13 protein-coding genes are annotated in these 13,441 nt (G+C 28.0%); 2 read left to right on the top strand and 11 right to left on the bottom strand.

Annotated features, from left to right (window positions below; genetic code table 11):
* Nucleotides 1-99: 99 nt before the first annotated feature.
* Together mnmA and purB are read left to right on the top strand one after the other, a co-directional pair.
* Nucleotides 100-1,212, top strand: coding sequence for a tRNA 2-thiouridine(34) synthase MnmA (mnmA, locus tag CBquer539_RS01835; RefSeq protein WP_500836191.1), 1,113 nt, complete (start codon nucleotides 100-102; stop codon nucleotides 1,210-1,212).
* A 369-nt stretch (nucleotides 1,213-1,581) separates the two neighbouring features.
* On the top strand, nucleotides 1,582-2,961 hold the full coding sequence (gene purB, locus CBquer539_RS01830) for an adenylosuccinate lyase (protein ID WP_500836741.1): 1,380 nt from the start codon (nucleotides 1,582-1,584) through the stop codon (nucleotides 2,959-2,961).
* A 333-nt stretch (nucleotides 2,962-3,294) separates the two neighbouring features.
* Here the strand turns inward: purB and lolE are convergent, their stop codons facing one another.
* The 11 genes from lolE to fabG form a co-directional block, all read right to left on the bottom strand.
* Nucleotides 3,295-4,530, bottom strand: coding sequence for a lipoprotein-releasing ABC transporter permease subunit LolE (gene lolE / locus CBquer539_RS01825; protein WP_500836190.1), 1,236 nt, complete (start codon nucleotides 4,528-4,530; stop codon nucleotides 3,295-3,297).
* A 10-nt stretch (nucleotides 4,531-4,540) separates the two neighbouring features.
* A complete protein-coding gene (gene lolD / locus CBquer539_RS01820; protein ID WP_500836189.1) occupies nucleotides 4,541-5,242 on the bottom strand; it encodes a lipoprotein-releasing ABC transporter ATP-binding protein LolD in 702 nt (233 codons plus the stop codon).
* Nucleotides 5,235-6,446, bottom strand: coding sequence for a lipoprotein-releasing ABC transporter permease subunit LolC (lolC, locus tag CBquer539_RS01815; RefSeq protein ID WP_500836188.1), 1,212 nt, complete (start codon nucleotides 6,444-6,446; stop codon nucleotides 5,235-5,237). The genes lolD and lolC overlap by 8 nt, the downstream gene beginning before the upstream one ends.
* A 242-nt stretch (nucleotides 6,447-6,688) precedes the next feature.
* The gene (locus CBquer539_RS01810) at nucleotides 6,689-7,219 is read right to left on the bottom strand and encodes an LpoB-related protein (RefSeq protein WP_500836187.1); all 531 of its coding nucleotides are present in this window, start codon (nucleotides 7,217-7,219) and stop codon (nucleotides 6,689-6,691) included.
* A 205-nt stretch (nucleotides 7,220-7,424) separates the two neighbouring features.
* Nucleotides 7,425-7,784, bottom strand: coding sequence for an HIT domain-containing protein (locus CBquer539_RS01805; RefSeq protein WP_500836186.1), 360 nt, complete (start codon nucleotides 7,782-7,784; stop codon nucleotides 7,425-7,427).
* A gap of 258 nt (nucleotides 7,785-8,042) precedes the next feature.
* Complete coding sequence (locus CBquer539_RS01800) at nucleotides 8,043-8,828, bottom strand: YchF/TatD family DNA exonuclease (protein WP_500836185.1); 786 nt, start codon at nucleotides 8,826-8,828, stop codon at nucleotides 8,043-8,045.
* 4 nt (nucleotides 8,829-8,832) lie between these two features.
* A complete protein-coding gene (locus CBquer539_RS01795; RefSeq protein ID WP_500836184.1) occupies nucleotides 8,833-9,849 on the bottom strand; it encodes a DNA polymerase III delta subunit-related protein in 1,017 nt (338 codons plus the stop codon).
* Between the two features lie 11 nt (nucleotides 9,850-9,860).
* Nucleotides 9,861-10,493: a dTMP kinase gene (gene tmk, locus CBquer539_RS01790; protein WP_500836183.1), complete on the bottom strand. Its 633-nt coding sequence runs from the start codon at nucleotides 10,491-10,493 to the stop codon at nucleotides 9,861-9,863.
* A gap of 384 nt (nucleotides 10,494-10,877) precedes the next feature.
* On the bottom strand, nucleotides 10,878-11,702 hold the full coding sequence (pabC, locus tag CBquer539_RS01785; RefSeq protein WP_500836182.1) for an aminodeoxychorismate lyase: 825 nt from the start codon (nucleotides 11,700-11,702) through the stop codon (nucleotides 10,878-10,880).
* Nucleotides 11,703-12,300: 598 nt separating this feature from the next.
* Nucleotides 12,301-12,558, bottom strand: coding sequence for an acyl carrier protein (gene acpP / locus CBquer539_RS01780; RefSeq protein ID WP_500836181.1), 258 nt, complete (start codon nucleotides 12,556-12,558; stop codon nucleotides 12,301-12,303).
* A gap of 132 nt (nucleotides 12,559-12,690) precedes the next feature.
* Nucleotides 12,691-13,425, bottom strand: coding sequence for a 3-oxoacyl-ACP reductase FabG (fabG, locus tag CBquer539_RS01775; protein WP_500836180.1), 735 nt, complete (start codon nucleotides 13,423-13,425; stop codon nucleotides 12,691-12,693).
* Between the last annotated feature and the right edge of the window lie 16 nt (nucleotides 13,426-13,441).

Genomic DNA, 13,441 nt, shown 5'->3' with positions numbered 1-13,441 from the left:
TATAATTAAGTTATTTTAAATATAAAACTTGATATATTAATTGTAATTTCCTATAGTATTATTGTAAATAATTTTTGTATTTTTCTTATATAAATTATTATGTCATATACCCGTAGAAAAAAAGTGATTGTTGGTATGTCTGGCGGTGTAGATTCTTCTGTATCTGCATGGTTATTGCAACAACAAGGATATAAAGTAGAAGGATTATTTATGAAAAATTGGGAAGATGACGATAGTTCAGAACATTGTGCGTCAACATCTGATTTATCGGATACCCATGCTGTCTGTAACAATTTGGGTATATATTTACATACTATAAATTTTTCTAAAGAATATTGGGAGAATGTATTTCAGGTATTTTTACAAGAATATAGTGTTGGTCGCACTCCTAATCCCGATATACTCTGTAATCAAGAGATTAAATTTAAGTGTTTTTTGGAATTTGCGCTGAACGATTTAGGCGCTGATCTTATTGCAACCGGACATTATGTACGTCGTATGAATGTGAACACAGAAACTTATTTGATACGTGGTTCAGACTTAAATAAAGATCAAAGTTATTTTTTATATACACTTAGTGATAAACAACTTAAACAATGTTTATTTCCTGTAGGAGAATTAAATAAATCACAAGTTAGAAATATTGCCAAAAAATTAAACTTAATTACAGCAAACAAAAAAGACTCAACTGGTATTTGTTTTATTGGTAAACGCAAATTTAAAGATTTTATTAGTAATTACATACCAATACGACCAGGAGTTATAATTAATGTAAATGGAGACAAAATTGGAGCACACCAAGGCGTGTCATTTTATACTTTAGGGCAAAGAAAAGGGTTAAATATAGGTGGGGTTAAACAAGGAAACGGACAACCGTGGTACGTAATAGATAAAGATATAATAAATAATACATTAATTGTAGCACAAGGACGTAATCATCCACGTCTCATGTCTATCGCATTCATTACTGAACAAGCGCAATGGATAACACGGCACACACTTAAATCATCTCTATATTGTACAGTTAAAACTAGATACAGACACCTAGATGTCCAATGTCAAATATACCCTCTTTTAAATAACAAGCTTAAAGTTATTTTAAAAACTCCGGTATTGGCAATTACACCAGGACAATCAGCAGTTTTTTACTTGAAAGAACGTTGTTTGGGTGGAGGAATTATTGAAAAAAGATACCCTTTTCTAGATTCTTAACGCTAAAATAATACTTGTGATAAATATAAAACAACCATTAAATTCAATTAAAAATCATTAATAACAATATTAAACATTACTACAACCAAAACAACTAATCGTTATTATATTTAATACATACACATATACTTTCATTATAAATATATTAATGTTTTTACTTTTAGTATTTAGCTAACATCACATTTAATATGAACATCAACAAATCAATCATATGAATATTCATATGATTCCTGCGATTATGAAAATAAATTTTTTCTAATCACAAAAAATATATAAAAGCTCATAAAATGCAAGATTTATATTAGATGAACTCAGTTTAAACATCCATATAAATATAAACACCTAATGAATATAAAAGGAAAAAAAGTGATAAAATCATCGCCTTTAACCGCAATATCTCCTATCGATGGTCGTTATTATGAACAAACTAATTCTTTACGTAATATTTTTAGTGAATTTAGTCTACTAAAATTTCGTGTTCAAATAGAAATACATTGGTTAAATAAATTAGCTAACACAATTTCTATTAAAGAAATCCCACCTTTTACACAAATCGAATATGATTTTTTAAATAAATTGGTAACTAATTTTAATATTAAAGATGCAGAACGTATTAAAGAAATAGAAAAAATTACCAATCATGATCTCAAATCAGTAGAATATTTTTTAAAAGAAAAAATAAAAATGTTACCTACTTTAATAAAAATAAGTGAATTTATTCATTTTGCTTGTACTTCAGACGATATTAATAATCTTGCATATGGATTAATGTTAACTAACACTAAAAAAACTATTCTTTTGCCCATTTGGAAAAAAATGATTGATGCAATAAAAAAAATGAGCATTAATTATAAAGATATCCCCATGTTATCTAGAACCCACGGGCAACCCGCTACCCCTTCTACCGTTGGAAAAGAGATGGCTAATATTGCATATCGACTGATACGTCAATATCATCAATTAGAATCAATAAAAATACTAGGTAAAATTAATGGTGCCGTAGGCAACTATAATGCCCACATAATAGCGTACCCAGAAGTAAATTGGCATAAATTCAGTGAAGAATTTGTTATATCTTTAGGTATTGAATGGAATCCTTATACAACACAAATAGAACCACATGATTATGTTGCTGAACTATCTGACTGCATTGCACGATTTAATACCATTTTAATAAATTTTAATAGAGACATATGGGGTTATATTGCTCTTAACTATTTTAAACAAAATCATAACAATATCTCAATTGGATCCTCTACTATGCCATATAAAGTAAATCCTATAGATTTTGAAAATTCTGAAGGAAATTTAGGCTTAGCAAATGCTATGTTTAATCATTTTTCCAACAAATTACCAATATCACGTTGGCAACGTGATTTAAGCGATTCTACCGTTCTAAGAAATATAGGAATGGCTATGGGGTATACCTTAATTGCCTATTATAGTGTATTGAAAGGCATAAAAAAATTAACAGTTAATAAAAAACATATATCGATTGAATTAAATAAACATTGGTTAGTGTTAAGCGAAGCTATTCAAACAGTAATGCGAAAATATAATATTCATGAATCTTATGAATATACGAAAAAATTTGTCAGCAATACAGAGATTAATCCTGAAAAAATAAAAATTTTTATTGAATCACTACCATTACCAACAACAGAGAAAATACGATTACAACAAATCACCCCAATTGATTATACAGGTTTAGCAGCAGAAATGGCAAATGATATCACCAATATAACATAATACTAAATATAAAATAATTAATATTTAATATTAATATGAAAATATTAAAAAAATAAAACGTCATCGTTTTATCTAAATTAATTTACTTTAATCATTATTATAAAAGATAATAAAACAAATATGAATATTATACTTATACATACATATAAATAGACTTAACCTCTATTTTAGGATACATATACATTCAAAATATAATAATAGTAGGTTTTTATAAACAAAAAATAATATATGATCTTATTGTATTTTTTTTTAATTAAATAATAAGCTAAACATTAAATATTAAATGTTCTGTATTTTATATATAAAATCACAATTACATACTTGTTTAAATATTTATCTTAAGATCTTAGATAGATGGGCTTTCTTTGTTTTCGATGCTACATACCAACTAGTTAACGATCCAAGTAATAATGTTGTACTTAATATCGATAATACATCCCATGTATTTAACTTAACAGGTAAAAAATTAATAAAATACACTCCTTCTGATAAAATTTTACCTCCTAGCATATTATCACATTTCGTAATTACATTTGTTAAATTAAAAGTTATAAAAACACCTAGTCCAGCACCTATAATACTAGAAATAATATAAATTATTAATCCATACCAAAAAAACACACATTGAATAAAAGTGTTTTTACCCCCTAATGCGCGAATTATCGCAATATCATAATTTTTATCTTTTATTGCTAAAATTAGAGTAACAACCACATTGAAACAAGAAATGCCAATGATTAATATCATTGATAAATATATAATTATGCGAACCATTTGAATATCTTTATAAATATATCCATAAGTGTCCATCCAACTGCGTACACAAACCTGATGATTAAGTACTCTTTTAATTTGATGTACTATTTTATTAACAGAAAAAATATCATTAGTTTTAATAGCTATTCCCAAAACATCTAATGTTTCATTGTAATAATGTTGTACATCTGACAAAGACATTACAGCGATATTATAGTCTAATTGACTATTTAAATTTAGAATTCCAGCTACGTGTAAGCGAATTTTCTTAGATGATAATAATTTTTTGTTCGAACGAAAATCATGAGAAATTAAAATAGTAATCCAGTCACCTACTTTAATTCCTAAAACATCTGATATTCCTTTCCCTAAGATAATTTGTTTCGTATTTTCATAAAAATATTTCCAAGTATCTTTCTCTATGAAATTAATCAATTGATTTTCATGTATGTTTTGTGTTAAATCTATACTTCTAATATAAACTACATGCCATTTATTATTATATTCAATAACTCCAGAAAAGTTAATATAAGGGCTTGCATGAATAATATCTGGTATTTGGCGAATTCGAGCTAACACCGTTTGCCAATTAATAAAGGGTACATTTACTGGTTCAATTTCTCCATGCGGAATAACTGCCAAAATACGGTTACTTAATTCATATTTAAAACCATTCATTGTGCTTAATGCAATTATAGATATAGCTATTCCTATGGTAATACTAACAATAGAAATCAATGATATTAAAGATATTAAGATATTACTTTTTGAACCTCGATGAAATTTTAATGCAATTTGTAAAGATAATATCATTTGTCAACACTTACCTATATGAGTTATCTTGAATCAGTGTTATTTTTCCGTCAGATATCGTTAATATTTTATGACATTGTTTAGCTAAACTTAAATCATGTGTTGCAATTAAAAAAGTTGTACCATAATGTGTATTTAATGTCTTTAATAATTGAAAAATACATTCTGAATTTTCTTGATCTAAATTACCAGTTGGTTCGTCAGCTAATACTAAAGCTGGATTGTTTACTATAGCTCGAGCTATAGTAACCCGTTGACTTTCTCCTCCAGATAATTCATGTGGAAAAGAATCAATGTGATTCTTTAATCCAACTGATTCTAGTATACGTTGCGCTCTATTTTTTGCTTTATTAAATTCAACGCCTCCAATTAATAAAGGCATAGCTACATTTTCTAAAACATCAAAATCCAATAATAAATGATGAAATTGATAAATAAAACCTAAACGTCTATTACGTATTATAGCGCGCTCATTATCAGATAACTTATGTAGCGCATAACCTTCAAAAAATATCTCTCCTTCAGTTGGTTGATCTAATCCCCCAAGCAAATGCAATAATGTACTTTTACCAGATCCAGATGTTCCCACGACAGCAATAAATTCATTAGGTCGTATACTTAAAGTAATACCATCTAATACCTTAATTATAAAATTAGCACGCTTATAATATTTCGTTAATTGAACACAATACAATAATGGGATATCAGCCATAACGTAAAATTTTTGCAGGATGAAAAGAAGTTGCACGCCACGATGGATATAACGTACCTATCAATATGATCATAAACGTTATAAATATTATACCTAATATTTGAAAACATTTTATTTCCACAGGAAATTGTAATGTATCTGGAAATATTTTTAAAAATAATAATATTTTATTTAATTTATTAGACAATAATACTCCTAATCCTGTTCCGAATATAATACCAAAAATACCATTACTAATTCCCTGAATCATACAAAGCAACACAATCTGTCGACGAGTAAAACCATATGTTTGTAGTATCGCAATCTCTATTTGTTTTTCCAGTATTAATAAAACTAAAAAAGAAATCATGTTAAAACTTGCTGCTATTACGATTAAACCTAACAATAGGGACATTATATTCTTTTCCATTTTAACCGCTTGAAACAAAGATCCTTTATATTCTCTCCAATCTCTCCAAATCCAATCTTTATATGATTGTAGTTGTTTATTATTATAATAGCTATTAATTGAAAATGGTTCACGCAACCATAAACGCCATCCAGTAACACATTGCGATGGATAATGCATTAATGCAGCAGCATCTGATTGATGCACTAATACTTGATAAGAAGTAACTTCACTGCTAGTAAAGTAAATATTCAACACTGTAAACAAGCGTTGACTAGGAATATAACCAATAGGAGTAATTTGCATAACAGAGGGAACAATTAAACGAATTTGATCATTTATATGTACTTTGAGTTGCTTTGCTAATTCTGATCCAATAATTATATAATATTTGCCTAAAATCAGTTGATTTGAGCTTTCATTAACTAAATAGACATATGATGATTTAAAAAAATTTGAGTCGATCCCTAACATAACTCCGCACGACACCTTTGTAGAACTTTGTAATATTACATTAGATATGACCAACGGCTGCACATGTATTATATTGTTTAATTGGTGTAATATTGAATTTGGTTTATGTCCAACATGCACATATCCTTTTGAAGTAGTAAGCAGCGCATGAGGTATAAAATTAAGAATATTTTGTTTTAGATCACGTTCTACACCATTCATGACTGATAATATAGTGATCATAGCCATTACACCTATCATAATGGCAACAGTAGAAATCCAATAAATACACCGACCAAATTGATCTCTTGATTTTCCTAAAATATAACGTAGCGCAATAAATAATACAGTTGATCTATACATCAATATCTGTTTAGCTTACCTTATAAGAATATAAAATACCATTTTAAATTTGTATACATATAATAATAATGTGGATATAAATTCAGTCTATGTAAACTCTACCACACGGATAAATATAATTATCTTATTAAGTTTTAATAATTGAGTTATTTCCCGAGATCATACTTTTAAAATCCTTCAAAATTCTTTTTAAATCGCTATTACTTTATATTATAAAGAGTTATTTACAATCCTATTTTATTTTATACAGAATTATTGACAACACGCAAAATCTCACCAGTTTTAACTGATATTAATTGTAATTCTAAATTTGGTTTTACTGCATCTCCATAAGCAATACCATATAAAATGTAATTTGCTTGTAAATAATTTGCGATTTTCATAGAAAAATTATAAGAATTTCTATTATCTTCCGGAGACACACCTAACGTTCTATATACAGAATACAATTCTACTATATCAATAACATTATATTTTCTAGTATTTTCTGAAATACAGTGAATTAAAATATTTGTAATATTACTAGCCTGTAAAATACCATTAGTGTTATTTTTTACCATATTTACTAACAATACGCTACCATACTCAATGCTATCAAAAAAAAATACATTCTGAAGCATTTTAAATAAAACTGGCTTCCAATTAATTAAATTAATTTTTGATGGTACTGATAGTACAGGTTCCGTGGTCAAAACAGGCACATTATTATTATGTGATTCAGTAGAATATGAATAAAGTATACTAAAAACTAAATATATTATCTTTTTATTCATGACAATAATACGTATTATTTATTGTGCTAATAACAAAATTTAAATATTATTTTTTATAATTTCGTTTAATTATATAGATTTTATACAGTAAGCAACGCACGTCATTACCTATACATCAGCTAGCATACACATACGCACCTTATGATATAAAGAAAACACAACTACTTCAAAAATACCTTAATGAAAAAATTATTTTTTAATTCAACTATATTGTTACTTTCTGTAACAAAGGACCCAAAGGTTTTCCTCCTAATAAATGCATATGAAGATGATAAATTTCTTGCCCAGCATTATTGTTACAATTAATTATTAAGCGATACCCTGAAGAATGTATATTCTTTTGCGCAGCAATTTTTGCTGCCACTGTAAATAATCTACCTAATATTATTTCATCATGAATTGTTGCATGATTAACAGTAGGGATCAAAATATTAGGAACAATTAATACATGAACAGGTGCCTGCGGGTTTACATCATAAAACGCAGTAACTAACTCATCTTGGTATAAGATATCAGTTTTAACTTTCTTTTTAATAATATCTATAAAAATATTGTTTTTTTTCATGACTCATCCTATTTTTGTAAATCATATAAATCCTATAATAATTTTTTTAAACATATAAACTCACATCGTATCCCTAAATACAGACTTTACATCCATATTGCTGATACTATCTGATATATTTACCTTATAATTATTTACCAAATTTATTCCAATATTAACTAAATTATAATTTAAATATAATATAATTATTGTTATTATAAAGATTAATTAGAGTTCTAAAAAAAATAATCTCTTCATAGAATATATGTTGCCATACTTTTACTCTAAATGAAATAAGGTACGAAAATTAGATGTAGTGATGCACGCTAATTTATCTATACTTACATTTTTTACAAGCGCTACATACTTAGCAATTGCATATACATAAGCGGGCTGATTCTCTTTACCTCTATGAGGAACTGGAGTTAAATAAGGAGAATCAGTTTCTAATAAAATACGATCAGAAGGCACATATTTGATTACTTCCTGCATCATATGAGATGTAGTAAACGTTATCATACCAGAAAAAGATATATAAAAGTTAAGATTTAATAATAGCCTTGCAGTATCTATATCTTCGCTAAAACAATGTAATACACCACCGCACTCTCCTGCTTTTTCTGAGCATAAAAGAGTAACGGTATCCTTACAAGCAACACGACTATGTACAATAACTGGTTTTTTTGCTGCCTTAGCAATATTAATATGCTCTTGAAACACTCTTTTTTGTTTCTCTTTGCTGTCTGTTTCTAATCGATGATAATAATCTAATCCAGTTTCACCTATAGCTACTACGTTTCTTTTAGAAGACAGAATGTACAATTTTTCGCTATCAAAATTTTTAATATTGTATACATATGTAGGATGTACTCCACAAGAAAACACCACGTCGTTTCTATATCCAATTAATTCAACCATGTCATCATAATCTGACATAGTGAGACTAACCGACAAAACTAGCTGCACTCCTTTTTGTTTAGCTTTGTTCAATACATCTGAAACATTTTTATGAACATTTTTATAATTCAATTTATGTAGATGACAATGAGAATCAACTAAAAACATAATGTTATATACTCCATGAATGAAAACAAGATTCAACAATATCTTGTTGCCAATTTAACAATCGATAAGTTAATAATAATTCGCGATCAACATTAGTAAATTCCTGAAGATAACGTAACAACACTAACCATTGTTGTAACTGACGACTTAAAGATAGAATACTCCAATGGGTTGCAATGACATTAATCAATTCTACTTGATCTAAATTTATTATAAATCTTTTTTTTACTCCTTGCTTCCATTTTAATGCATCTACAAGTATGGTAATAAACCAATATAAAGATGTATTGTTCTGACAAGTATTTAAAAAAAATGGTAAAATTTTTAAAAAATCTCCATTTTTGATTGCATAATTTATAAATTTACATAACTCTAATCGTTGTTTCCATAAACCCAATTTAAACATAGCCTCTGCTTCTATGGGAGCTCCGTCACATAAACGTAATGCGCATTGCGCCAATAAAATATCATTTACCTCCCCTTGTTGCTGCATTAACCACTGTAACCCAAGTGATTCCTCTGGTGATATAACAGGCCATCGCATACATCGACTCAACAATGTTAGTGGTATTCTTGTATGATCACGAGTTTTAAAAAAAAAATAAGTATTTATTGGAGGTTCATCAAGTGTTTTTAATAATGCGTTTGCAGCCTGGTTAGTTAAATATTCTACATATTTTATAAATATAATTTTTGCTTTACTTTGATAGGAATGCTTATATATAGCATTAATGCAAACACGTATGGTATCTACACCTACAGTTTGAGTATTATTCTCAGAACTTATTTTATAATAATCAGGATGATGGCCTGCATTCATTAACTTACAATCATGACAAACATTGCAGTATCGAGTTTCATCAGGATGAGAGCAAGTCAACCAACGCACAATAGCATCAATTAAAACATCTTCGCCATTATCCCGTTTGCTATTTAAAAGTAATGCATGATGTCCTTTGTTTTTACGATAAGAATTTAATATTTGATTATAAGTAACATTTAACCAAGGATACCATCTCATATAATTTGTTCCTACGAACGTAAGAACCACCGATCTAAATGTTTATAGATAGAATTAGAAACTTCTTCTAAATTTTGGGCAGCATCAATTGTGATAATATTTTTTTTTTCAGAAGCTAACTTCTTGTAACAAGAACGCACTCGATCAAAAAAACTCAGAGGTTCTTGTTCAATACGATCTATTTTTTTTCTGTTATTTATACGAGACACACTTAATTCTGGAGAAATATCAAGATAAAATGTCAAATCTGGAGATAAGCTATTTGTAATCTTATCTGACAAAATACGTAACAATAATGCATCAATTCCTCTTCCTCCCCCTTGATACGCCTGAGAAGACAAATCGTATCTATCTCCAATTACCCAATATCCTTGAGATAAAGCTGGTTTAATAACATTGTCTACTAATTGTAATCGTGCAGTATATATCATTAATAACTCCGATATATTATTAATAGGTTCATCTGTAGGTCCGCCATATTTAATTAATATGCGCAATAAATCCGAAATAGGTGTTCCCCCGGGTTCATGTACAGTTAATATATTGGTAACACCATACTGATTTAAGTATTTACTTATTCTGTAAGTAACAGTAGTTTTTCCAGCGCCATCTAGCCCTTCAATTGTAATAAACCTATTGTCCATAGTATACCTTATGCAAGGTTATTGACATCATTCATTTATTATTATAATTATTTACTACAATCCATGAGATTTTATATATGTATGTAACAAATGATAATTAAAATATCATTATTCTTGAATATGTTCTAATTATATCTTCTCAAATATATACGCATTCATTCAAAATAATAGAACCTATTAATCCTAAAAAATAACAATAATGATTTATATGATATTAGAATGAAATAGCATTTAAACTCTGTAAGAGTAATACTATTTCATAACGATTATGATCGAAAGAGCTAAATAATCGCTTTTTTAATAAGTTTGTATGTGACATATTTATGATAAATAGAAATTATAAATATTTGCGCACATTATTTTTATGCAACATTATAAATATTATTAAATTTTACCACTTATAATATGTAAACGTAGTAAATGAAATAGCGTCCTATCTGAATAACAATAATCGTCAATCGAATTAACTGATGCTAACGGTAACAAAGAATTTGTAATAAAAACTTCATTTGCATTTTTTAAATGCTCAGGTCCAACTGTCACTTCCCGTATACAATACCCTAATTCCGGCAGTAATTTTAATACCAATTGACGTACAGTCCCATTAACACCAGCATGACATAAAGACGGGGTAAACACTTGGTATTTATATCGCCAAAAAATATTGGCACTACAACATTCCACAATATTTCCATCGGTATCCAAAACTAATGCTTCATCAGTGGTCTTGTTTTTACTTAGCCAAGTGGCAATCATCACTTGTTCCAATCTATTAAGATGTTTTATTCCGGCTAAACAAGTGTTGCGCGATAATCGCACAACACTTGTTTTTAAACAAATTCCAGAACTAATCCAGCGCGTATAACATTTTGGTAATTGACTAACATGAATTATACGCAACGGTTCAATATCATTGCTACATTGATAGCCATATGACCTATAATTATTATTTCTACTTATTATTACTTTAATGACATTAAACATATCACTATACGCAGCTGCATTTTGCATCTCTTCACGCAAAAGATTAAAATCAAAATTATTAAACATCAACCTTTTTGCTGATATAACTAATCTATCCATATGCCAATCTAAAAAATCTATTTTCCTATCTCTTAATTTAGCGGTTGTAAAAAATCCATCTCCAAAATGTAAGGCACGATTATTTAATGATATTGTTTTCTTTGAAATTCCATTAACCCAATACATTTTTGTCTCAATTGATCAGTATTTAATACTATCACATGATTATAATGTAATTATAATATTTAAAAATTTATACACACTATACATCATTGTGTTGTCATGAACACAACGATCTACTACCACATGTAATAATTTGATATATATATATATAGTCAATTAATATCTTTTAATTGTATATATTTACATATATATAGATTCTAAGTCTTATATGATAATTATTTGATTCTCATGACGTCTCCAATGATACATAAATAAAACGATTACATCAATATTAACAATACTTTCTATAAAATCAGTCTTGTAATTGTTATCTTTTAATTTACATATATTATTAATTATATTATGACTCGCCTTATTTATAACAACAATGAGTCATTATATTATCAATAACACATACACAAAAAAAATAATTAGCGTATAATATAACGTAATTGATGAATTTTGATTAAATAAGGTTAAATGCTCAATAACGTTCACCATCAATCACATATACAACAGCATTATCACGAATTAAATTTGATATACATAATATATATAGTTATAAATATGATTTACTAAAAAATTATTTATATCTTATCTTAAGATCAGCCAAGGCATCAGTTTATAATTCATCATTCTTATCTTGTTTACGACTATTGCTAATAAAGTCTATTGCTGCTTGAACAGTTGTAATTTTTTCAGCTTCTTCATCTGGAATTTCAGTGTCAAACTCTTCCTCTAATGCCATAACTAACTCAACAGTATCAAGGGAATCAGCTCCAAGATCGTCAACAAATGAAGCATGATTCACAACTTCTTCTTTTTTAACTCCTAATTGTTCAGCAATAATTGTTTTCACTTTTTCTTCTATAGTACTCATATTCTTATTTTCCTATCAAAATGAGCTTATACGATAGTTTTCAAAAATTAAAAATATACCACACTACTAGCTATGAAAAAAATTATATTTTAATTGTATTAAATATTTAATATATATACTAAATAAAATAAATTATCCCATATACATTCCTCCATTAATATGCATCGTTTGTCCAGTAATATATTTTGAATGATCAGATGCAAAAAAAATTACTGAATAAGCCACATCCTTGGGGTCTCCAAAACGATTGACTGGTATTTGCGATAAAATATCACTTTTTTGCTTATCAGTTAATTTTTTAACCATATCTGTGCAAATAAATCCTGGTGTTACTAAATTAACCGTAATACCTCTAGAAGCAACTTCACGAGCTAAAGATTTCGTAAACCCAATCAATCCTGATTTAGCAGCGGAATAATTTGATTGTCCAACATTACCCGTAATGCCAACCACAGAACCAATATTAATAATTCTACCATAATGTTTTCTTATCATCGATTTCATTACTGCTTTAGACATACGATATACAGCAGTCAAATTTACATCGATAACAGATTGCCATTCATCATCTTTCATATATAACAAAATATTATCTTGAACAATACCAGCATTATTTACCAATATATCAACACTACCAAATTCTTGGTGCATATTTTTAAAAAAAATATCAATAGAATATTTGTCAGTAACATTTAGTTGCATTCCTTTTCCTTGATTTCCTAAATACATATTAATATCTTTAACACCTACTTCACTGGTTGCAGTGCCAATTACAGTCGCTCCATACATTGCGAACATTTCTATAACAGCACGGCCGATGCCGCGACGGGCACCAGTAACTAAGACAATTTTTTTATTAAAATTCATCCTATATACTCCTATG

Source organism: Blochmannia endosymbiont of Camponotus quercicola (assembly GCF_059935335.1).
This window is presented reverse-complemented; position numbering and strand designations above follow the sequence as displayed.

Bases quoted from the DNA above. Each gene is read 5' to 3' on its own strand.
- pabC (WP_500836182.1), bottom strand. From the start codon at position 11,702: ATGTATTGGGTTAATGGAATTTCAAAGAAAACAATATCATTAAATAAT.
- CBquer539_RS01800 (WP_500836185.1), bottom strand. From the start codon at position 8,828: ATGTTTTTAGTTGATTCTCATTGTCATCTACATAAATTGAATTATAAA.
- lolE (WP_500836190.1), bottom strand. From the start codon at position 4,530: ATGATATTATCTTTACAAATTGCATTAAAATTTCATCGAGGTTCAAAA.
- lolD (WP_500836189.1), bottom strand. From the start codon at position 5,242: ATGGCTGATATCCCATTATTGTATTGTGTTCAATTAACGAAATATTAT.
- CBquer539_RS01810 (WP_500836187.1), bottom strand. From the start codon at position 7,219: ATGAATAAAAAGATAATATATTTAGTTTTTAGTATACTTTATTCATAT.
- lolC (WP_500836188.1), bottom strand. From the start codon at position 6,446: ATGTATAGATCAACTGTATTATTTATTGCGCTACGTTATATTTTAGGA.
- tmk (WP_500836183.1), bottom strand. From the start codon at position 10,493: ATGGACAATAGGTTTATTACAATTGAAGGGCTAGATGGCGCTGGAAAA.
- mnmA (WP_500836191.1), top strand. From the start codon at position 100: ATGTCATATACCCGTAGAAAAAAAGTGATTGTTGGTATGTCTGGCGGT.
- CBquer539_RS01795 (WP_500836184.1), bottom strand. From the start codon at position 9,849: ATGAGATGGTATCCTTGGTTAAATGTTACTTATAATCAAATATTAAAT.
- CBquer539_RS01805 (WP_500836186.1), bottom strand. From the start codon at position 7,784: ATGAAAAAAAACAATATTTTTATAGATATTATTAAAAAGAAAGTTAAA.
- acpP (WP_500836181.1), bottom strand. From the start codon at position 12,558: ATGAGTACTATAGAAGAAAAAGTGAAAACAATTATTGCTGAACAATTA.
- fabG (WP_500836180.1), bottom strand. From the start codon at position 13,425: ATGAATTTTAATAAAAAAATTGTCTTAGTTACTGGTGCCCGTCGCGGC.